Origin of the sequence: Rahnella sp. PD12R, from assembly GCF_019200965.1 — a bacterium.
Classification (GTDB): Bacteria; Pseudomonadota; Gammaproteobacteria; order Enterobacterales; family Enterobacteriaceae; genus Rahnella; species Rahnella laticis.
Genome location: NZ_JAHTMS010000001.1, coordinates 517,969 through 543,025, shown reverse-complemented (window position 1 = coordinate 543,025; position 25,057 = coordinate 517,969). Strand labels below are relative to the sequence as shown.

Below are 25,057 nucleotides of genomic sequence, written 5' to 3'. Positions count from 1 at the left end.
GGTTGTTTTCCACGTTTGGCTGGTTTGTGGTATAGTTTTACACCTTTGCGCTATATATGCCTACGTGGGCAGCGGCCATGAATAATCAGTAGAGGGATAGCAGCTCCATGAGCGACCTTGCCAGAGAAATCACACCGATTAACATCGAAGAAGAGCTGAAAAACTCTTACCTGGATTATGCGATGTCCGTCATTGTCGGACGTGCGCTCCCAGATGTGCGAGATGGTTTGAAACCGGTGCACCGCCGCGTACTTTTCGCAATGAATGTCCTCGGTAACGACTGGAATAAAGCCTACAAAAAATCGGCCCGTGTGGTCGGTGACGTTATCGGTAAATATCACCCGCACGGTGATACTGCTGTTTATGACACCATCGTTCGTATGGCTCAGCCTTTCTCACTTCGCTATATGCTGGTGGACGGGCAGGGTAACTTCGGTTCGGTGGATGGCGACTCCGCCGCCGCCATGCGTTATACCGAAATCCGCATGTCAAAAATTGCACACGAATTGCTGGCAGACTTAGAAAAAGAAACTGTCGATTTCGTGCCAAACTATGACGGCACCGAACAAATTCCTGCGGTAATGCCAACGCGTATTCCTAACCTGCTGGTTAACGGCTCGTCAGGTATCGCGGTCGGTATGGCGACCAACATTCCGCCGCATAACCTCACTGAGGTGATCAACGGCTGTCTGGCGTACATCGAAGATGAAAACATCAGCATTGAAGGGCTGATGGAACACATCCCGGGGCCTGACTTCCCGACGGCGGCGATCATCAATGGTCGTCGTGGTATCGAAGAAGCTTACCGTACCGGCCGTGGCAAAATCTCCATCCGTGCCCGCGCTGAAGTGGAAGCGGACGCCAAAACCGGTCGCGAAACCATCATTGTTCACGAGATCCCGTATCAGGTGAACAAAGCCCGTCTGATCGAAAAGATCGCCGAGCTGGTGAAAGAAAAACGTGTCGAAGGCATCAGCGCTCTGCGTGATGAGTCCGACAAAGACGGTATGCGTATCGTCATTGAAATCAAACGCGATGCCGTCGGTGAAGTGGTTCTGAACAACCTCTATTCACTAACTCAGCTACAGACCTCTTTCGGCATCAACATGGTGGCATTGCACCAGGGTCAGCCGAAAATTCTCGGTCTGAAAGAAATCCTGTCTGCGTTTGTTCGTCACCGCCGCGAAGTCGTAACGCGCCGTACTATTTTCGAACTGCGTAAAGCCCGTGACCGTGCGCATATCCTTGAAGCACTGGCGATCGCGCTGGCAAACATCGACCCAATCATTGAACTGATCCGTGCTGCACAATCTCCGGCTGAAGCGAAAGCGGGCCTGATTGCGCGTTCATGGGATCTGGGTAACGTTGCTGCGATGCTGGCAAGCGCCGGTGATGATGCGGCCCGTCCTGAATGGCTGGAACCTGAGTTTGGTATTCACGACGGAAAATACTTCCTGACTGAACAGCAGGCACAGGCGATTCTGGATCTGCGTTTGCAGAAACTGACCGGCCTTGAGCACGAGAAACTGCTGGATGAATACAAAGAGCTGCTGGTTCAAATCGCCGAGCTTTTGTACATCCTTAACAACCCTGACCGTCTGATGGAAGTCATTCGTGAAGAGCTGGAAGCGATCCGCGATCAGTATAACGATCCGCGTCGCACCGAAATTACGGCGAACTCTTCTGACATCAACATCGAAGACCTGATCAATCAGGAAGACGTTGTGGTGACATTGTCGCATCAGGGTTATGTGAAATATCAGCCTCTGACCGACTATGAAGCGCAGCGTCGTGGTGGTAAAGGCAAGTCAGCCGCACGTATTAAAGAAGAAGACTTTATCGACCGTCTGCTGGTGGCTAACACCCATGACACCATTCTGATGTTCTCAAGTCGCGGACGTCTGTACTGGATGAAAGTCTATCAGTTGCCGGAAGCCAGCCGCGGTGCCCGTGGCCGTCCGATCGTCAACTTACTGCCGCTTGAGCCAAACGAACGTATTACCGCCATTCTGCCAGTACGCGAGTACGAAGAAGGCCGCCATGTGTTCATGGCCACCGCCAGCGGTACCGTGAAGAAAACTGCTCTGACCGATTTCAGCCGTCCACGCAGCGCCGGCATCATCGCCATCAACCTGAACGAGGGTGATGAGCTGATTGGTGTTGACCTGACTGACGGTAAAGATGAAGTCATGCTGTTCTCTGCGGCCGGTAAAGTGGTGCGCTTCTCTGAAGAAGCCGTCCGCTCGATGGGCCGTACGGCGACCGGTGTTCGCGGTATCCGTCTGGGTGAAGGCGACAGCGTTGTGTCCCTGATTATCCCACGCGGCGACGGTTGTATTCTGACTGTGACGCAAAACGGCTTCGGTAAACGTACTGAGTCCACCGAATATCCAACCAAATCCCGCGCAACGCAGGGCGTTATCTCAATCAAAGTGAGCGAGCGTAACGGACCGGTTGTTGGCGCGATTCAGGTAGATGAAGCGGATCAGATCATGATGATCACCGACGCCGGTACGCTGGTGCGTACCCGTGTTTCTGAAGTGAGTACCGTAGGCCGTAACACTCAGGGTGTGACGCTTATCCGTACCGCAGAAGAAGAACACGTCGTCGGTCTGCAACGTGTTGCAGAGCCGGTAGAAGACGAAGAACTGGATGGCGTAGCCACTGAAGCGGGCGAACTGGAAGCGGCACAAGCAGCCGATTTGCCGGACGACGCAGAAGGTGAAGACGATCAGCCAGCAGACGACGAAGAAGAATAAGTTTTCTTAGTCGGATAAATGAAGGGCATAACATGGCAACGTGTTATGCCTTTTTTATTAACATCGTATTTTTTAGAAACCACGACAATAGTGTATTCTGAATCTCAATCGTATCCTGCTCACTGAGCCGCTACACCAATGGTTAATCCTTGAAATATCTTGCTTCGTTTCGCACAACGTTGAGAATCTCCCGTTACCTTTTCCGGGTGCTGGCGCTTATGTTGTGGACACTGGGTGTGTTGCTGACCACCTTTTATGTGCTGAATATCTTCCACAACAAAGAATCTGAGATCCGCGATGAGGATAACCTCAACTACGATCTGGCGCAGAGCTACGTCAAAAACTCCAATGACGTCATGCACAGCATAAAGTTTATGGCCGAAAAGCGTCTCAGCGATTCTATGAACGGGCTGGATATCATCAATGGCATGATCAGCACCAAAAACACGCCACCGACCTATCTTTCGCTGTTTCCTGAATCCGACTGTTCCCAGATCAACAGCAGCTACCGCAACTCGCTGGCCTCGCTGGGTAACATGATCCATTACTGGAAAGACAATTTCTCCGATGCCTACGATCTGAACCGCGTGTTCTATATCAGCGGCGAGAATTTGTGTCTGGTGGATTTTGGGGTCAGCAGCGAACCGCTGGAGCGTGAAAGTCAGGAGCAGCTGAAATCGTTGCACGAGAAAATCCTGCAATACCGCAACGGTAAGAATCAGGACAAAGCCAACAGCCTGTACTGGGTGTCGCAATCCGGCAATAAAGATTCCGGCTATCTGTATGTGTTAACGCCAATTTATGTCGGTAATAAACTCGAAGCGCTGATGGGTATTCAGCAAAATTTGCGTCTGGAAGATTTGCTGAATCCTAACGCCCAGCACACCGGCGTGACGCTGCTGGATGAAGACGATCAGCCGTTGCTGAGCATTTCTGAAGATGACGGCAACACGGCGACGCTGGGAAATTACCCGGAAGAAAGCTCCTATTTCGGCTACATGAACGGCTATAAAGATCTCATTTATAAAAAGCCGCTGACGCCATCCACGCTGAGCGTGGTTTATTCAATGCCGTTCAACACGCTGCTTGAACGGTTCAAGATACTGATTTTCAACGCCGTATTGCTGAATATTTTCTCCGGCCTGCTGCTGTTTATTCTGGCCTGGGTATTTGAACGCAAGATGTTTTTACCGGCGGAAGAAAACGCCTTCCGTCTGGAAGAGCATGAGCAGTTTAACCATAAAATTGTTGCCTCGGCGCCGGTGGGGATTTCGATTCTGCGCATCAGCGATGGCGTGAATATCCTGAGTAACGAGCTGGCGCATAATTATATCAATATGCTGACGCAGGAAGACCGCCAGCGTATTACGCGGATCATCTGCGATCAGCAGGTCAATTTTGTTGATGTGATTACCAAGAATAACAACAATATCCAGCTGAGTTTCGTTCACTCGCGCTACCGGAATGAGGACGTGGCGATCTGCGTTCTGATTGATGTCAGCTCGCGGGTGAAAATGGAGGAATCGCTCCAGGAAATGGCCAATGCGGCGGAACAGGCCAGCCAGTCGAAATCCATGTTCCTGGCGACGGTCAGCCATGAATTGCGTACGCCGCTGTACGGGATTATCGGTAACCTGGATTTACTGCAAACGCAGGGTCTGCCGCAGGGCGTTGACCGCCTGGTGACGGCGATGAACAACTCCTCGGCGCTTTTGCTGAAAATCATCAGCGATATTCTCGACTTCTCGAAAATTGAATCCGAGCAGCTGAAAATCGAGCCGCAGGAATTCTCGTGCCGTGAAGTGATTACCCATATTGCCGGCAACTACCTGCCGCTGGTGGTGAAAAAGCACCTCGGCCTTTACTGCTTTATCGAGCACAACGTGCCGCTGTCGTTTAACGGCGATCCGGTGCGTTTGCAACAGGTGATTTCCAATATCCTGAATAACGCGATCAAATTTACCGATACCGGCTGTATCGTTCTGAACGTCAGAACCTGCGGTAATTATCTGGAATTCCAGGTGCGCGATACCGGCGTGGGCATCCCGGAGCGGGAAATCACGCGCCTGTTTGACCCGTTCTTCCAGGTCGGAACCGGCGTGCAGCGCCACTTCCAGGGCACCGGGCTCGGGCTGGCGATTTGTGAAAAGCTGATCAACCTGATGGATGGCGATATTGACGTCGAATCCGAACCGGGGCTGGGCAGTTCGTTTACCGTGCGTATTCCGCTTTACAACGCCACGTTCCCGTCCGCAGAACCGCTCGATAACTGGCAGGACAAAACGGTCTGGTTGGATGTGCGTAACGCGTATCTGGAAAGCTATCTGATGCAGCTGTTGCGTTACCACGGCGCAAATATTCAGCGCTTTGAGGCGGGAATGCAAAGCCAGCGCGAAGATGTGCTGATCACCGATACGCCGCTCATCCACAAAGGTGAACTGGCGGCGCAGATTGAGTTTTCTATCGCGCACATCGGGCCGCCGGTCGAGACGCGTCCGGGGTACTGGGTTCACAGCACTTCGACACCGCTGGAAATCACCGCGCTGCTAAACCGTATTTACCGGCTGGAAACGTCAGCAGAAGAGGGCGGTTTACCGGCACCGGAAATCACTGTGGTTCACGATTACAGCGATATCACGTTGCTGGTGGTAGATGACCATCCGATCAACCGGCGTCTGCTGGCAGATCAGCTGGGCACGATGGGATACGTCGTGGTGACGGCGAATGACGGTATGGATGCGCTGGACGCCATGCGTTCTCACGATATCGACATCGTGCTCAGTGACGTCAACATGCCACGGCTGGACGGTTACGGCCTGACGCAAAAACTGCGTGAGCTGGGCCATACGCTGCCGGTGATTGGTGTGACGGCCAACGCACTGGCCGAGCAACGTCAGCGTTGTCTGGAAGCGGGGATGGATAACTGTCTGTCGAAACCGGTCACGCTGGAAACGTTGCGCGATACGCTGAGTTACTACAGCGCGCTGGTCCGCAAAAAGCGGGAAAGTGAGCAGGAATAGAAAAGCAAAAGGCACCCGGAGGTGCCTTTTTTATATCTTAACGTTCAGCAATCAGAGTAACGTCCTGAAACGTTAGTCTTTATCGACCGGCTGAGAGCTGACGGAAGACAGATAGTTAAGCAGGGCGATATCGTTTTCCACGCCCAGTTTCAGCATCGCAGATTTCTTCTGGCTGCTGATAGTTTTGATGCTGCGGTTCAGCTTTTTAGCAATCTCAGTCACCAGGAAGCCTTCTGCAAACAGACGCAGAACTTCGCTTTCTTTCGGAGACAGACGCTTGTCGCCGTAACCGTTGGCGCTGATTTTTTCCAGCAGTTTGGCAACGCTGTCAGGGGTAAACTTCTTGCCTTTCTGCAACGCGGCCAGCGCTTTGGGTAAATCGGTTGGCGCGCCCTGTTTCAGCACAATCCCTTCAATATCCAGATCCAGTACTGAGCTCAGGATCGCCGGGTTATTGTTCATGGTCAGAACAATAATGGACAGCTGCGGATAGTGACGTTTGATGTACTTGATCAGCGTAATGCCGTCGCCGAATTTGTCGCCCGGCATTGAAAGGTCAGTAATCAGAACATGGGCGTCAAGTTTGCTTAAGCTGTTAACCAGTGCTGTCGAGTCTTCGAATTCGCCGACAACGTTCACCCATTCAATTTGTTCAAGGGACTTACGAATACCAAACAGGACGATAGGATGGTCATCAGCAATAATTACGTTCATATTATTCATGTGATTAGCTACCTTGCTGGAGCAGTCTGGAGACAAAAGAATCAATGTGATTGATGGTTTCAGTAATCTGTAATGCATCGCCGTCTGCGATGTATTGTTCTAACGCTTCGCACATTTGCTTGCCGGGAGTCAGATTCAGCATGGCGAATACCCCCTTAAGGCGATGTGCTGTTTGTGACAGTGACGTAAAATCACGACGTTGGTTTTCATTATACAGTTTCTCAAGATCTTCCGGTACTGTCTCGACAAAAAGCTGATAGTAATCGCTTGATTTTAACTGCTTTTCGTACTGGTCGAGAGAGTCTTCGCCGGGTTCTTCGGGTGAAACACTGTCATCGGAAACAGAAAATTGCTGTTCGATTAACAGTAAGGTTGCGTCGATCAGCGCACTGCTGATGTTGTAATTGACGCGAATATAATGCTTTTCAAGCGGCTGGAAACCGGCTTCATCGTCGGTCAGCAGCAGCGTATATTTATCGCTGTTTTGCGCGTTATCCGTCAGCAGCACGTCGTACTCGCGCGTCACCTGGCGCTCATCTGCCACAATACACACCGCGCCGTACGCATTCATGGTACGGGTGACAATGCCGCGAACTTCCTCCGACGTGATGTCGAGTAAAACCGTGACATCATTGAGCAGTTTCTCATGTTCGGCTTCGACTTCCTGCGCCTGCGGACGCTGTTTCACGCGCACGGTGTAGCGGGTTCCGATGTTCAGCTTACTGCGGATTTCGAGCTGGCCGCCGAGCTTTTTGCACAGCTGATTACACAGGAAGAACGTCAGTCCTGACCCGTGATTAAAGCGATCGACTAACGTCTGGCTCAGGAAAGGATAATTCAGATTGCTCAATTCTTCCTTCGAAATTCCGCTGCCGGTGTCGGTAATGTGGAAAATCAGCTGATCCGGGCGATCTTCGTCCTGTTCGCTGGTCAGCGTGATTTTGCCCAGCGACGTGGTCACGATGGCGTAATCAATCAGCAGTGACAGAATTTTCTTCACCGCCTGCATATCGCCCACGAAGGACGCTTCCGGCGCAATCTGGAAATGGTTCAGCAACCCGAGCCCTTTCTGGCTGAGGCGGGGAAGGGCGTCGAGCAACAGTTCATCAACCATCGCCGATAACACATAACCGTCGCTGGAAGGCTGCCAGTCCTGCGTTTCCAGACGCGTCAGCAGGGTAATATTGTCCACCAGCGTCAGCGCGTTACGCGATTCGTTGAGCAGCTTGGCTTCCAGCGTCAGGCGCTCTTCCGGTTGCTGTTCTTCGGTCAGCGCCTGCGCCAGTCCATTGAGTTCCTGAAGCGGCTGGTTAAGCTCAATGCCCAGGTTATGCAGCATCAGTTTGCGCGCCTGCAGATTCTTTTCGAACTCGCGTTTGGCCTGTTGCAGCGTCCGGTTCACCATCACTTCTTTGTCCTGGTCGTGCAGCATGAACAGGTAGGTTTCCGGTGAAATCTGGCTGCGGATCATGCGGATCTCGTACACCTCATTATTGACGGTGGCCTGGATCGTGCCGTGATGCTGCTCGGCCATATTGGCAATTTTATTCAGGCTCAGGTGCGGCAGCAGCTGATCGGCAATCTTGTTGCTCAGGATCACGCTGTGGTTGCTGAAGTTGTACACCAGCAAACCGAGCGGCAGACCGGAGATAATTTCCTGATTAAGCGCCTGCTGCATCTGTAACTGCGCCGCCATATTCTCGCTCGGGCGGATGTACTGATGGCGGATGAAATAGATGCTCGCCATCGCCAGCCCCATCAGGAACAGATTGATGAGGATCAGCCAGAAGTTGTTGCGCGACAGATCCACAACCAGGCTAAACAGCGGCACATGATAAGTCAGCGACAGCGGAGAATTGTTCAGCGGAACATTAAAGACCAGCGACCAGCCTTGCAGCGTAATAGTGCTCGCAGCGCCATCGTCGGTCGGATCTCCTTCATTGACGTCCGCGGTATTGCCGTTGAGCTGGAAATTATCCCGCGCCATGCTTGACGGGATCAGGTCGCTCATCGGTAAATCGAAGGCAATTACCGTCGCCAGATGGCCCGGATTATTGAAGGTCGTGCGCAGGGAGAATGAATATTCGTTGCTCTGACGGGATTTGCGCAGCGGAGAATAACTTTCCCGCTCGTCCAGCGTGTTGGCCTGCTGGAGCATTTCCGCACGGCGCGATTGCAGCGTGCTGGTGAAATAGTTTTCTTTCAGCCGGGAATCCTGCTGCTGCAACGGCACGGTGGTAATCAGCATCATGCTGTTGTCCTGGCCGTTGAGGTAATACAGGGAATAAGGCAGGGTGGCTGAGCCCCACTGATCGTCAAGAAACGCCGAGATTTTCAGCGTGAGATCCAGCGTCGAGCTGTCGTGCGTGCCGAAAATCAGCGCATCCGTTTTCTTGTGCGGCTTGGAAACGAAGAACATATCCTGACGCAGACGAATTTCCTGCGCATTCACCGCATCGGGCGTCATCGGCTGGCCGGAAAAATCATCGTAAATCTGGTAGGTCATGTAGCGATATTTATCGATGCGCTTCTGCAACTGATCGGCAAGGGTTTGCGTCGTGTGCAGTTTGTCGTTCATGTACGCGTTGGTGTAGTTGTAACCGTAAAGGCCCAGCCCCACGACCAGCAACAGGATGAACAACCAGAAGAAACGCGTAATATTGGTTGATGTCAGTGATAAATATTTACCAGCCATGATGATGAATTTTTTCCTTCATTCTTGTTATCACTCTTTTATCGGAGCACGGCTTTCGCGCAGACCGTGACACATAACATCATTGCCGCCACGCAGCCCAGTGCGACAGACAAACTGCTCAGTTGCGCGATAAAGCCAATCAGCGCGGGACCTGCCAAAATACCTGCATAACCCAGGGTTGTCACGGAAGCGATAGCCATGCTGGCGGGCATCGCCGTCTGATTCCCCGCGGCGCTGAACATGATCGGCACCAGATTCGACGCACCAAAACCGGTCATGATAAAGCCCAGACCGGCAAACCAGAGATTGTCCACCGTGGTCAGTAAAATCATGCCGAGGCTGGCGCACAGGCTGCCAAACATCAGCACTTTATAACGTCCCATTGCCGCAATAATACGGTCGCCGGTCAGGCGGCCAATGGTCATCGCAATGGAAAATACCGCATAACCCAGACCGGCCTGATGGGCGGAAACACCGCGTTCCGTGGTCAGGAACAGCGCGCCCCAGTCCAGCATTGAGCCTTCGGTCAGGAACATCACAAAACATAACAAACCGAGCAAAATCACCCAGCCGCGCGGCAGAACAAACATCGGCCCGTCGCCGTCGTGGCGGGTGTCTTTCCAAAAATGAGGGCTGGTCAGCACCACTAAAACGGCCAGCGCGGCCACCACGATCATCACTGAAATAAACGGTGTTAGGCCCAGAAAAAGCAGGCCGGTGATCGCCAGTGCGCCAAAAATACTGCCCATGCTGAAAAAGCCGTGGAACCCGGACATCATCGCGCGTCCGCTGGCTTTTTCGACCACCACGGCGTGAACGTTCATCGCCACATCGACCATGCCAATTGCTGCGCCGAACACCAGCAAAATCAGCGCCATACCTTCCACGCTGTTCATCAGCGTCAGTAACGGCAGCGCTAGCAAAAGCAATGTGCTGGCGATTAAAATCACGGTTTTACACCCGAGTTTACCGGTGAGAAAACCGGTCAGCGGCATCGAAAACGTCGAGCCTGCGCCGATACACAGCAGCAATAATCCCAGCGTGCCGTCGCTGATATCCAGCCGCAATTTCACAAACGGCACCAGCGGTGCCCAGGCTGCCATGGCAAAGCCGGAAAGCAGAAAAATAAGCCGTGTCGCGTGTTGCTGTGCGACGCCGGGCTGAGGCATTGCGGCGCTCCGTTCTTCTGAAGCATTCTGTGAATCAACGTCTGAAACATTTTCTGTAGCAGGCTGTGTGAGCAGCGGGTCATGAGGCATGGTGCAAAATCCCTTTGTCCTGATTGGCGAAATTATAAAAAAAATTAATCAATCCTGCCTGCCGGTTTTTATCTCTCTTAAACGGGCCGGAAGGGGTTGCACGACAACCCGGTTTTTCGCTTAATCCGTCGCCTTTTAACGGCTGTCAGGCGCTGAAAAACAGCACACAAACTTACTAACCGGGCATTTTATCAGAAAGCATAAGTCACTGTGATTGCGCATAGTCTTAATTATTTACCGGCGGAATACATTAGTGCCAGAAAATCTAAGAGGCGATCACACAATTGGTAAGTCAATTTGATGAGTTATCAGTGTGGCTAATGCTTGATTTTATTAATAATGATCCCGCTTAGTCTTTAAGGGAAAGTTGCAAACTTGTTATTTATCATCATGTTGTTTTTTAACGCTTTGGGCTAGAACAGGAATTACCCCCCGTCAAACTTATATTTCCACTCAGAACGATAAATAATTTTTATCTTAAAGATTATCTTTTTTTTATGCATTTAACTTAAATCATGCATATAACTTATGGAGTTTCGGACAAAAAGTTACCGTAACGATTACATAAAAAGAACATTTTAGTCTTAAATGACGTGTCAATTGCTCGATTTGTAGTCTATGGCATTCCTAAACACCAGTTGGAAGTTAACCCATTTTCGTAATGGTCTTCATACCTGCTGAACCTCCCTTTTCCGTTACCGGAAAGCGTGGGCCATGCGCGTGTGAGTCTCAACTGGATGTTATAGGGGTACAACATGGCTCAGAACGGTAGCGTTGTTATTGATGTTCTCTCTCGTAAAAATGGTGCAGTAATCTCTCAGGTTTCCAGTGCCAGTCAGGATGTTACCCTCAATCAGGCCAGCATAATTCGCATTCACGGCACCCGTGAAGCGGTGTCCAGCTATGAGCGCGTGGGCAATGATCTCGTCATCCACATGAAAGACGGCAGCACCGTCCGCTACCACAGCTTCTTCAACACCGAAGGTACCGAAGACAGCGTTCTGGTATTCGATGATGGTGTTCATCCGATTGAACACGCCGCGTTTGTGGATACCGGTGCCACAGCCGGTGCCGTACCGATTGTTCCCGCTTATCAGACCATCCCGGATATCGGTGTTTTGCTTGAAGACTCCTCCAGTTTTAGCCCGGGCGTATTAGCCGCGGTGCTGGGCGTTGTGGCGCTCGGCGCGGGTATCGCGATTGCCGCAGGTGGCGGCGGTGGTGGCGGGGGCAGCAGCAGTAATAACGGCGGAAGCGATGGCGGCAACAACGGGGGCAATAACGGCGGTAACAATGGCGGAAACAACGGCGGGAATAGCGGTGGTAATAACGGCGGCGGGACTGTTGGCAGTGGCCAGCCAGCCACGTTATCCCTCGGAGCGTTTGCCGGTGACAACATCCTCAATGCGGCTGAATCGCGCATTGCGCAAATTTTCTCGGGTACTGCAGGTAACGTGACTGCGGGTCAGACCATCACCCTGAGCATCAACGGAAAATCCTACACCAGCACAGTGGGCGCGGACGGCAAATGGAATATCAATCTGCCGTCGCTTGATTTACAAAATCTGGCAGATGGTACCTATGTCGTTTCCGTCACCGTGACCGGCACTGACGGGCAGTCTGTGACCAAAAGCGTCACCGTGGTGGTGGATACCACACCGCCGGTACTGACCGTCAATCCGGTGGATGGCGACAACGTCATCGATGCGATTGAACATCAGCAACCGCTGGTCGTGAGCGGAACCGCCTCGGTTTCTGAAGCCGGACGCACCGTCGATGTGGTACTTAACGGCGTGCACTACAGCGCCACCGTGACCTCAGAAGGCACCTGGTCCGTGACGATTCCGGCCAACGTCGTTTCTGCGCTGGCCGAGGGGAATTACACCCTCACCACCTCGCTGACGGATGCCGCCGGTAACTCGACCACGACGCCGGAAAGCTTTGTCATCAATGACAGCGCGGGCATTCTGACCGTCAATCCGGTTTCCGGCGACGGCCAGCTCAACGCGACCGAAGCACAGTCCGCGCTGGTGATCACAGGGACGACGTCAAATGTCGCGGCCGGAACGCAAATTACCGTGGTTCTCGGCGGCGTGACGTATCACACCACCACCAACGCCGGTGGTGGCTGGAGCCTGAGCGTGCCTTCCACGGCGCTACAGGCGCTGACCGATGGCGAAACGACCCTGACCGTCAGTCTGGTCGATGCTCAGGGCAATACCATCAGCCAGACTGCCGATCTGAATGTGGCCATTCACGGCGTACCGCCAACGCTGGATCCGGTATTTGGCGGCGATAACACGCTCGATGGCAGCGAATCCGCCGCAACGCAGATTCTGACGGGTAACACCGGCCTGAAAGGCGACGGCCAGACCGTCACCGTGACTATTGGCGGGCAGCAACTGACCGGCACGGTCGACAGCGACGGCAGCTTTACCGTCAGCGTACCGCCGTCTGTGCTCGGCACTCTGCCACAAGGCACCAACAATATTACGGTGACCGTAACGGACACCGCGGGCAACCATAACACCCTCACCACGCCGGTGAGCGTTGACACCGTTGCGCCAACGCTCACTGTTAATCCGCTGGAAGGCGACGGTTATATCAGCGTGGCCGAAGCGGCGGGCGCGATGACCCTGACCGGGACGGCGTCGGTGACTGAGGCCGGGCGTCCGGTGGTTGTTACGATCAATGGCGTGGATTATCCCGGTGCAATCGTTCAGCCGAACGGCACCTGGAGTGTGAATATTCCGGCCGGTTCCCTGAGCAATCTCGATCAAAATGTCACGGTCACGGCGACCCTGACCGATGCTGCCGGTAACTCCACCACAAATACCAGCACGATCCACGTGGCTTCCGATCCGCTTCTGCCGCCGCTGATTAGCATCAATCCGTTTACCGGCGATGATTTCATCAACGGCGCTGAACGCCAGACCGCGCAACAATTAAGCGGAACGACCAGCCGTGTAGAGGCGGGGCAGATTGTCACCATCACATTAAACGGCCACACCTACACGGCAACCGTTCAGGCCGGTGGAAACTGGAATGTGATTATTCCTGCCGCGGATATGATTGTGCTGGGGGATAATCAGCAGACTATTACCGCCAATGTCTCTGACAAAGCAGGCAACGTCGCCGCGCCTGCAACTGACACCTTTAATGTGGATTCGTCTCAGGAAGGGATCTCGATTGCGCCGATTGCGGGTGACAATATCATCAACGCACAGGAAACCGCTGACGGCTTCCTGATTACCGGTACGACGCTGGGGGTATCAACTTTTGAGTTAGTCCAGCTTTCTTTTGGATTGCTGACCCGCCTGGCGCTGGTGCAACCAGATGGCACATGGGCGGTACAAATATCGATAGCGGATTTGCAAGTCGCGGCCCAGGGGTTGACGGGCAACCTGCAGTTCGTTGCGGTTGTTCAGGCAATGGATGGTACGACGGTAAGTAACAGTATTTCAGTGGTTTATGATGCGGTTAACCCGACTCCAAGCCTGAATCTCCCATTTGGCGACGGGATCCTGAGCATTGCCGAAGCGGCAACGGCTGAAATACTTTCGGGTTCGACGGGTAAAACCGGCGATGGTCAGACCGTCACTGTCACGCTGGGAGGGCACACCTATAACGCCACTGTCGCAACTGACGGTACCTGGAACGTCAGCCTGCCTTCCGCTGATTTGCAGGCATTGCCGTCGGGCAATAATGCCATTGTGGTACAGGCTACCGACAGTGCAGGCAATTCGGGAACGTTCAATGGATCGGTTGTGGTGGATTTCACACCGCCGGCGCTGACCGTCAATCCGATCAGTGGCGACGGATATATCAGCAGCGCTGAGGTGGCCGCCGATATTGTGGTGACCGGCACGACGGGGATCGCTGAGGCAGGGCAATACGTTATTCTCACGCTGAGCGGCCAGACTTACGTCGGCCTCGTGGGGGCCAATGGTCAATGGAGTATCACTGTCCCCGCAGGGGCGCTGGCGGGCGTTGCGGATGGTCAGTATCCGGTCACCGTGCAGCTCTCCGATGCTGCAGGCAACAGCACGACTGTGACATCGAATGTTCAGCTGGTGGCCGATCCGGCCTCCGCGCCGACCCTTACCCTCAATGCGTTTACCGGTGACAATATTGTCGATGGCGCCGAGCAGAGAGCGGCACAGACCCTGAGCGGTACGACCACGCATGTGGAAGCCGGTCAGATCGTTTCCATCCTGCTCAACGGTATTACTTACACGGCGACCGTGCAGGCCAATGGCAGCTGGAGCACCAGCATCCCTTCTTCTGCGCTGACTGCGCTGGCTAACGGAACGCTGCAAATCACCGCCACCGTGCTCGATAAAGCCGGGAATCCGGCCAGCGGTTCGGAAGAGATTACCGTTAACAATCTGCAAAGCGGTCTGTCCGTTGATCCGGTGACCGGCGATAACCAGCTGAATGCCCTTGAGGCGGCGGCGGGTGTCACCATCAGCGGAACCTCGGTCAACGTGCCGGTGAACGGCGTCGTGACCATTACGCTGAACGGTAAAACCTACACCGCCACCGTCGGCGTGGGTGGTGCCTGGAGTGCGCTGGTTTCTGCCAGCGATCTGGCGACACTCAGCGATGGCCCGAACACCATTCGTGTCAGCGCGACCGATGCCACCGGAAACCCGGTCAGCAGCACCGACGTTCTGAACGTCATTATTCATAACCTGCCAGCCGTGACCCTCAACCCGCCATTTGGCGATGGCATTCTGAATGCCGCTGAAACGAGCGTCAGCCAGACGCTGACCGGGAATACCGGCGTTTCAGGTGGTGGCCAGACGGTGACTGTCACACTGGGCGGGGAAACGTATACCGCAACGGTGGGCGGCGATGGTTCATTCACCGTCACCGTTCCGTCAACGTCGCTTTCCTCGCTGGGTCAGGGGGCGACAACGGTTCAGGTCGCGGCTTCCGATGCCGCGGGAAATACCAGCAACATCACGGTTCCGGTCACCGTTGATACCGTCGCACCGACCGTCTCAATTAACCCGGTTGCCGGTGATGGCACCATTAATGCCGCAGAAGCGGACGCGGTTATTGCGGTAACCGGCACGACGGGCGTGACAGAAGTCGGCCAGACCGTGACGGTTTCCATCGGCGGGCACACGTATACCGGTGTGGTCGCGGCAGGCGGTGCGTGGACGGTGAATATTCCGGCTGACGCGCTGGCCAGCGTTGCCAACGGTCAGTACACCCTGACGGCGAGCATTACCGATGCGGCAGGCAATACCGGCAGCTCCAGCACACCGGTGACTATCGTGGCGGATCCGGCCCTTCTGCCAACGATTACTGTGAATGCCTTCGCCGGTGACAATACGCTCGATGGCGCAGAACGCCTGACCGCGCAGCTCATCAGCGGAACGACCTCCCATGTGGAAGCCGGTCAGACGGTGACCATCACGCTGGGCACGCACACTTACAGCGCCACCGTGCTGGCCAGCGGCGCGTGGAGCGTTTCCGTTCCGGCGGCTGATTTGCAGGAACTGGGCAACGGTCCGGCGTCCATCAATGTTTCCGTCAGCGATAAAGCAGGTAACCCGGCGGCCGGCAGCGATGCGATCACCGTGAACTCAACACTTGGCGGCATTTCCATCGACACCATTGCCGGTGACAATAACGTCAACGCAACGGAGGCGGCGGCGGGGATCACCGTCAGCGGCACCACCAGCAACGTCCCGATTGGCACCGTCGTCACCGTCTCGCTGGGCGGGCAGAATTACCCGACAACGGTCATTGATGCCGCCGGTCACTGGTCAGTGAATATTCCGTCATCCGCCTTTGCGGGGCTGGCGGATGGCACCAGCCATGTGATCGCCACCACGGTGAGCACCGATCTGGGGCCGGTCACCAGTACGGTCGATATCGGCATTTACACGCAGGAACCTGTCCCGACAATCAATACTCCGTTTGGTGACGGCCAGCTGGGCACCACCGAAGCGGCCGCCGCGCAGACTCTGACCGGGACTACCGGCCTGACCGGCGACGGCCAGACGGTTGAGGTGATCATCGACGGTCATACCCTGACCGGCACCGTAGCCAGCAACGGCACCTGGACGGTCACCGTGCCAGCGGGCACTCTGACGAACGCCACCGAAGGCCCGACGCCGATCAACGTCACCATCACGGACGCCGCAGGAAATACGGGCACCACGACCGGTTCAGTCAATATCGACTTCACACCGCCGACGCTGACGCTTGCCAACGTTGCAGGCGATAACGTCATCAACGCGCAGGAACTGGCCGGTATTATCACGCTTTCCGGGCAGGCGGATGCCGCCGATGCCGGGCAGACAGTGACATTGCAATTTGGCGGCCAGACTTATCAGGCCCTCGTGCAACCTGGCGGTACGTGGAGCTTCGATGTTCCGGCGGGGACGCTGACCGGCACGGCAGACGGCAGCTATACGCTGACCGCCACGCTGAAAGATCTGGCGGGCAATACCACGACGACGACGGAAACGTACACCGTGGTTGCCGCGCATCCGCCGGTGCCATCACTCAACACGCCGTTTGGCGATACCTTCCTCAACCGCAACGAAGCCGATGTTGCCCAAACCCTGACCGGGACGACAGGTCTTCTGGGCGCAGGCCAGACGGTTGTGGTGAATATTGAGGGCGTCAATCACCCGGCGACTGTCGATGCGAACGGTGTCTGGACTGTTACCCTCAGCGCAACGGATTTGCAGGCCATATCTGAAGGCCCGCAAACGGTTCTGGTCACGGCAACCGACAGCGTCGGCAACGTGGGCACCGTCAGCAGTGCAATCACAGTTGATTACACGTTGCCAACACTGAGCTTTAACCCGGTGGCGACGGATAACATCATCAATGCCGCCGAAGCGCTGCAACCGGTGGTGATCAGCGGAACGTCCGATCTGCCGGATGCCGGCCAGACGGTTTCTGTCGTGCTGAGCTTCAACGGCGTGACTTACAACGCCGTTGTCCAGCCGGATGGCAACTGGAGCTTCACGCTGCCAAGTGGTGTGGTGCAGGCACTGACGGATACGACCTACACGCTGACGGCAACCATCACCGATGCGGCCGGTAACGTCACAACCGGAACCCATACCTTCAGCGTTGATGCGTCTGCGGCTAATTTGCCAACGCTGACCATTACCGCAGTTTCCACCGATGATTACATCAACGCTATCGAGAAAGGGAATGATGTCCCGATCACCGGGACCACCACGCACGTTGAAGCAGGTCAGATTGTCTCGGTCGTGTTTAATGGAACCACATACACCGCTATCGTACAGCCAAACGGAAGCTGGGAGGCGAGTGTACCTGCGGAAGATCTGGTCGGATTGTCCGACGGGCCGCTGACGGTGACGGCGTCCGTGACTGACACGGCGCAGAACCCGGCGACGGCGTCGCACAATGCCACCGTGATTGCCCAGCCGGGTGATTTGCCAACGGTGACCATTAACGCGGTGTCCGGCGACGGCGACGGCAACTTCAACATCATCGAACACAACCAGGCGACGACCATTACCGGGACGTCTACCCATGTTCCTGTGGGCGGAATTATCACGCTGGTCATCACCGGTGAAGGTTATACCCACACCTATACCGCGACCGTGCAGGCCAATGGCAGCTGGAGCATTCCGCTGACGGCGGCGCAGGTGCAGGAATTGCCAGCGGGCAATAACACCTTCACCGTAACGGCGGATGACGTGGCGCAAAACGTGGCGACCGCGACGCAAAACGTCACGGTAGACCTGATTGCTCCGACGCTGAGTGTCACGGTGAATACCGGCGGTGACGGTTACATCAATCTGGCTGAGGCCGTGGCAGGCCTTCCGCTGACCGGTCTGACGGACCCGAATCTGGTCGTCAAAATCACGCTTAACGGTAAGGATTACTTCAGCACGGCCAACGACTCCGGCGTGTGGACGCTGAATATTCCGGGCGTGGATCTTCAGGCCATCACCACGGACGGCAACAAAACGGTCAGCGTCAGCGTCAGCGATGCAGCCGGAAACACCGCCAGTAACTCGGCTAATTTCACGCTGGCAATCCATGCGCTGCCAGCGCTGACGCTGGGCGTTGTGGCCGGTGATGGCGTGCTCAATATCAGTGAAGCGGCTGCCGGGATCACGCTCACCGGCACCAGCAGCGGGCTGGCACCGGGGTCGATCGTTCTGGTGACCATTCCGGGGCTGGCGACGCCGGTATCGGGGACGGTCAATCCGGACGGGCTTGGCTGGACTGCAACCGTTGCGCCGGGCGCGCTCAGCGACCTGACAAGCGGCGTGGTGCAGGTCACCGTGACGGCGCAGGACGTGGCCGGTAACCCGGCGTCTTCCAGCGCCAGTCTGGATATCGAGCTGGGCGCACCGCCGGTTCCGACGATTAATACGCCGTTCACCGACGGCATTCTGAACGTCGCTGAAGCGGCAGCCACTCAGCTGATTACCGGTACTACGGGTATTACCGGCCCGGGCCAGACCGTACTGGTGACCATTGACGGCACACCGGTGCTGGCAACGGTCGGCAATAACGGCGTCTGGACGGCCACCGTGCCTTCCGGCCTGTTGCAGGGGCTGGCGGATGCGACGCACACCATCAGCGTGACCACCACCGACAGCGCGGGCAATGTCAGCACTGCCGGAACCCTTGATTTCACCGCACTGACGCATACCTTGCCGGTAGCTGGCATCAACACGCCATTTACCGACGGCATCCTGAACTTCGATGAAGCGTCTAATCCGCTGGGGCAGGTCATCACCGGCACCACCGGGATCACCAGCCCGGGCCAGACCGTTACCGTGGTCATCAACGGTAATGCTGTGCCGGTTGTGGTTGATGCAACGAACGGAACCTGGAGCGTTTCACTCACATCCGCCCAGCTGTTGTCCTTGCAGGATGGCACCTGGCCGGTGGTGGTGACCGTGACCGACAGCGCCGGAAATTCCTCGGTGCTGCCCGTTTCCGTCGGAGTGCAGATTCATTCCCTGCCAGCGCCTACCATCGATTTGCCATTTGGTGACGGCACACTGAACATTACGGAAGCCTCGGTGGCGACCGGCGGACAAACCATTACCGGGACGACCGGCGTGATTGGCGCGGGGCAAACTGTCAGCGTCGCCATTGCGGGCATCGCGGGCAGTCCGTTTACGGCAACGGTGGATGCGGCAACCGGCGTCTGGAGTCTTAACCTGACGCCAACCCAGCTGGCATCCCTCGGGCTGGCGACGGCAACGCATGCCATCACGGTCACCGCGACGGATTCTGTCGGTAACCATACGGATGCCACGCTGAGCTTTACCTCACACCTTTCGCCACCGGTTCCGGGAATTGATCCGGCATTCGGCGATGATATTTTAAATATCACCGAAGCGGCGGGTGCCAATACCATTACCGGCACAACTGGGATCCTCGGCAATAACCAGAACGTCAAACTGACCATTGATGTCGGCGGCACGACCTACACCGCGACGGTTGATCCGGCGACCGGTGGCTGGTCAGTGACGTTACCGGCGGGCGTACTCAGCTCGCTGGGCAACGGCACGCATGACATTAACGTTACCGTCACCGATGCGGCGGGGAACAGCGTGTCCGTGACCCAGCCGTTCACCAGCTACCTGACACCACCGGATGTCACCATCAACACACCGTTTGGCGATGGTTATCTGAACGCCAGTGAAGCACTGACACCGCAACAGCTGACCGGCACCACCGGTTTGTCTGGCGCGGCTGAACTCGGGCAGGTGGTGACCGTCACCATCGGCGGCCGGCCGGTGGCGAATGTGACGGTCGATATCAACGGCAACTGGACAGCAACGTTAACCGTTGCCGAAATGGCAGCGCTGGCGCAGGGGGAACAGCCGGTTGTGGTTACCGTGACTGACGGTGGCGGTAACAGCGGCACGGCGACCACGGAAGCCGGGATTGCGGTGAGCCAGTTGCCAACGGTTGCTGTGACGTCGTTCGCCGGTGCGGGCTTCGACCTGACCTACGCCGAAAGCCAGAACCCGCAAACCATTACCGGGACCACCCTGAATGTGCAGACCGGGCAACAGGTGACCGTGACGATTGGCAGTATTACGCATCAGGCCACCGTGCAGGCGAATGGTTCCTGGACCGTAACGCTGACGCCAACCGAACTGGCTACGCTGTCTGACGGTCAAATTATCACCGCACAGGTCTCCGATCTGGCCGGTAACCTGGCGAACGGTGCTTCCCTGCCGGTCACCGTGGATCTGACGCCGCCGGTCACGCCAACGCTGAGCATTGATCCGGTTACCGGCGACAACGTGATCAACGTGGCGGATAACAATCCAACCAACATTACCGTTTCCGGTAAATCCATCAACGTGCCGGACGGTACGCTGGTGAGTGTGACTGTGGGGGGCAATGGGCATGTGGCGACGGTGACCGGAGGGATCTGGTCAGTTTCTGTGGCGGCTTCTGAATTCGTGAACGGCACCAATACAACGGTCACGGCAACCACCATTCTTCCACCGACTAACGCCACGCAAAACGTGCTGGTGGATACCAGCGCGCCAGTGGTCACCATCAACGCCTTTACCGCCGACAACACCATCAACAACCTTGAATCGAAATCGGCGCAAACCATTTCGGGTACGGTGGTTGATAACAACAATAACGATGTGGGCAGTGTGGTGACCGTTTCGCTCAACGGCAAAACCTACACCACGACCGTGCTGGCAGGCGGTCTCTGGTCGGTCAGCGTACCGGCCGCCGATTTGCAGGCGCTGCCACAGGGCACCGGTAACACCATCACCGCCACGGTGACGGATGCCGCCGGTAACCTCGGAACTGCAACGCCACATCCGATTACTGTCGATACTTCCGCGCCGCTGCTCGCCCTTAATGCGGTTGCCGGAAACAACATCATTAATCTGGCGGAATCACTGGTCAACGTCGTGCTTGGCGGGACGTCTTCCGGTGCGGATGGTCAGACGGTAACGGTGACACTCGGTGGCGCGACCATCGGGACGGCGCTCATTCAGCCGGGCGGCGCCTGGTCGCTGAACCTCACCCCGGCGCAGATGTTGTTGCTCAACGACGGTTCCCTGACTCTGGCGGCGACGGTCACCGATGCGGCGGGTAACACCACCAGCGTTTCGACCGGTCTGGATATCTTCTTCAACAAACTGCTCGACGTGAGCGTGGCCAGCGGACTGGGGCTGACCGACGGTTACCTTAATCTGGCGGAATCTCAGGTCGCGCAAATCCTCAGTGGTACGGCAATTGGCGCAGGCGTGGGTTCAGTGGTGTCTACCGTGATTAACGGCACGCCGCTGTCTGCCATCGTCGGGGCCAACGGAGCATGGGCCTTCACCATTCCGGCAACGCTGCTGGGTGCATTGGGTGATGGCGCGCAGGTTCTGAACCTGACCATCACCGATGCAGCCGGTAACGTTAAAGTTGAACCGCTGAACATCAACGTCCTGAAAACGCTGCCGGTACTCGGCGCGCTTGACCCGATCTTTGGCGGCAATGGCCTGCTGAATGCGGTCGAAGCGCTGACCGCGCAGACGATCGGCGGGGTGGCAACGGCCGTGAATGGCACGCAGGTGACCGTCACGCTGGGGGGTAAAACCTACAATACGACGGTGACGGCGGGAACCTGGAACATCAGCATCCAGCCGGGTGATCTGGCGACGCTGCTCGACGGCAATCTGAACATTGGCATTACGCTGACAGACCCGGCGGGCAACTCCACCAGCACCAATATTCCGGTGGGCATTGCCATCCACAACCTGCCAACCGTCGTGCTTAACACCGTGTTTGGCGACGGCGTGCTCAATATCGCCGACTTGCTGGTCAGTCAGACGATCAGCGGGACCGTGTCGAACGTGGCAGCAGGAACGGCGATTGCGGTGCAGGTCGGTACTCAGACGATTAATGGCGTGGTCGATGCGACGGGGCATTTCCTGGTCACCGTCACACCGGACATTCTCAGCACGCTGGCTGGTACGACAGCGGCGGTGAGCGTCAGCGTCGTGGATGCGGCAGGTAACGTCGGCACTGCGGCGGCCAACGCCGTACTCGACCTCGTCAGACCGGTCATTAACCTGACTTCCGTGCTGGGTGACGGGCTGCTCAGCGCCGCTGACGCCCTGACCACGCAGGTGATTGGCGGGACGATCGGTGGTGTGGCGACCGGCACGCAGGTTCAGGTGACGCTCGGCGGAAAAACCTTCCTCGGCGTGACCGACAACACCGGTGCCTTCAGCATCACCCTGCAACCGGGTGACCTGAAAGCGCTGGGCGACGGCACCTTTGTGGTCGGCGTTTCGGTCACGGACAGCGGTGGCAACACCACCACGGTCAATGGTTCGCTGACGTCCATTGTCAACGCGATACCGAAAATCGTGCTGGATCCGATCTTTGGCGGTGACGGAATTCTCAACGCCGCCGAAGCACTGCTCACGCAGACCATCAGCGGGACGGTCACAAACGGGCGCGTCGGTGAAACGGTCAATATCAACGTCGGCGGCGGTCTGTTCAATCTGACCGCAACAGTGGGCAGCGACGGCAAGTTCTCCGCGTCACTCTCGCCGCTGCAACTGGCCGGATTGCTTGACGGTAATCTGACGATCGTCACCTCGGTGACCGATCCGGTGGGCAACACCGCATCGAATACTGTCGGCATCAACGTCGGTATCCACAATCTGCCATCGATTGTTCTTAACCCAATCTTTGGTGATGGCGTGCTTAACGTCGTTGACCTGCTGACGGGTCAGACCATCAGCGGTGTCGCCAGCAACGTGGCGGTGGGAACTCAGGTACAGATTAGCCTCAACGGTAAAAACTACGTGGCAACAACCGGTACCGGCGGCGTATTCAGCGTCACCGTTCCGGTGGTGGATCTGAAGACCATTCTCAATGGCTCGCCAAACGTGGTCGCCAGCCTGACGGATGCCACCGGCAACCCGGCGTCGGTGACCAGTGTACTGAGCGTGGTCGCGCAGTCTCTGCCAACCATTACCCTCAATCCGCTGTTTGGCGATGGCCTGCTCAACGCCGCCGATGCGCTGCTCACCCAGACCATCAGCGGGACGACCACTAACGCGCAGGGTTCGACCGTCAGCATCAACGTCGGCGGTAATATCCTGACCGCGCTGGTGAAAGCCGACGGCACCTTTAGTGTCGCGATCCCGCAACTGACGCTTTCGAGCCTGCTCGACGGTACGCTGAACGTGGGCGCATCTGTCACTAACGCCGCCGGTAATGCGGTAAGCGGCAACGCAACGGCGACGGTGGGGATTCATACGCTGCCATCGCTGGTGGTCAACACGCTGTTTGGTGGCGACCATTATCTGAATGCGGCGGAAGCGGGCGCGAACACCAACATTACCGGGACGTCCAACCTGGCGAACGGCACGGTGAGCGTGACCGTCGGGACGGTGACGCATACCGGCACCATCACTAACGGCGTCTGGAGCGTGCCGTTTACCTCCGCAGAACTCAAAGGGCTGGCCGACGGTTCGACGCAGGTTTCCGTGGTGGTCACGGACGCGGTGGGCAACATTGCGACCTCCTCGAATCTGCTGACCGTGCTGACCCATGAACTGCCACTGGTGGCGCTCAATCCGTTACTCGGCCTGACCCTTGGCGTGGTGGGCGGTATTCTGGGCGGACAGGGGCTGACGCTGAGCGGGACCAGCCGCAACATCGCACAAGGCGGTCTGGTGAGCGTGACCTTGCTGGGGAATACGCTGGCGGGAACCGTTCAGTCCGATGGTTCATGGACCGTTAAGTTCAGCAGCGCATTGCTGAGCAGTTACGGACTGACCGGGTTGCTGGCGGCATTACTTGGCGCGGTTGTTGAGCTTAAAGCCGTCGATGTGGCAGGTAATGGTTTTGATGCGCATGTCGGGCTGACCGTGGGTTCAACGTTGCCTGCTGACACCCAGACGCTCGCTGTGCAGTCTCTGGCAGTCGAGGACACCCATACGCTGGCGGCGGTTCACACCACCGATACCAGCTCAACCACAGACACCACCACCCACACCACCAGTACGCTGACCGATCCGCTGGTCACGGCGGACACCAGTTCGTCTGCCGCCAGCACTTCGACCAGTACAACGTCGGAAACCACATCTCATGCGGACACGGCGTTCTCAATTGGTGGCGTCACCATCGACCTGACGGCAACGGACGGCGTGGCGATCGGCGGCTCCGGTAACGACACCATTTCGGTTCATACCCTTGATTTCTCGCAAATCGACGGTGGAACCGGTGTCGATACCTTGCTGCTGGCGGGCACTAACCAGCATCTGGATCTGACCCTGCTCGGGCTGAAAGTTGAACATATCGACATCTTCGATTTGGGCACTTCCGGCACCAACAGCATCTCGCTGAATCTGCACGAGGCGCTGAACGTGAAGGACAACCCGACGGATGAAGTGATCATCAAAGGGGGCGAAGGCAGCCTGGTGAACCTGCAAATGGGCACCGACGGCGCGTGGGCTGAAACCGGGCAACGCACGGTGGATGGCCTGACCTTCGACGTTTACCACAATGCTTCACTGGATGCATCCAACACGTTGGGAGACGTACTGGTGCAACACGGTTTACACGTTCAGCAAAACTAAGCCA

General features: G+C 56.3%; 6 protein-coding genes. 3 read left to right on the top strand and 3 right to left on the bottom strand.

Annotation, left to right across the window (positions count from 1 at the left end; translation table 11 throughout):
- Window positions 1-107: 107 nt before the first annotated feature.
- Window positions 108-2,759 (top strand): DNA topoisomerase (ATP-hydrolyzing) subunit A, encoded by a 2,652-nt coding sequence (gene gyrA / locus KWG64_RS02435; RefSeq protein WP_195812940.1) that lies wholly within the window; start codon window positions 108-110, stop codon window positions 2,757-2,759.
- Window positions 2,760-2,908: 149 nt separating this feature from the next.
- A complete protein-coding gene (rcsC, locus tag KWG64_RS02430; RefSeq protein WP_218520813.1) occupies window positions 2,909-5,779 on the top strand; it encodes a two-component system sensor histidine kinase RcsC in 2,871 nt (956 codons plus the stop codon).
- A gap of 72 nt (window positions 5,780-5,851) precedes the next feature.
- On the opposite strand, the gene rcsB is transcribed toward rcsC, so the two are convergent.
- From rcsB to KWG64_RS02415, 3 genes are read right to left on the bottom strand one after another with little or no spacing between them, the layout of a single operon-like run.
- Window positions 5,852-6,502: a response regulator transcription factor RcsB gene (gene rcsB / locus KWG64_RS02425; RefSeq protein WP_013574620.1), complete on the bottom strand. Its 651-nt coding sequence runs from the start codon at window positions 6,500-6,502 to the stop codon at window positions 5,852-5,854.
- 4 nt (window positions 6,503-6,506) lie between these two features.
- Window positions 6,507-9,197: a phosphotransferase RcsD gene (gene rcsD, locus KWG64_RS02420; protein ID WP_218520812.1), complete on the bottom strand. Its 2,691-nt coding sequence runs from the start codon at window positions 9,195-9,197 to the stop codon at window positions 6,507-6,509.
- Between the two features lie 38 nt (window positions 9,198-9,235).
- Window positions 9,236-10,366 (bottom strand): MFS transporter, encoded by a 1,131-nt coding sequence (locus KWG64_RS02415; protein ID WP_218520811.1) that lies wholly within the window; start codon window positions 10,364-10,366, stop codon window positions 9,236-9,238.
- A gap of 845 nt (window positions 10,367-11,211) precedes the next feature.
- On the opposite strand from KWG64_RS02415, the gene KWG64_RS02410 reads away from it, so the two are divergent.
- Entirely contained in the window at window positions 11,212-25,053 is a 13,842-nt protein-coding gene (locus KWG64_RS02410; protein WP_218520810.1) for an Ig-like domain-containing protein, read from the top strand.
- The last annotated feature ends 4 nt before the right edge of the window (window positions 25,054-25,057 follow it).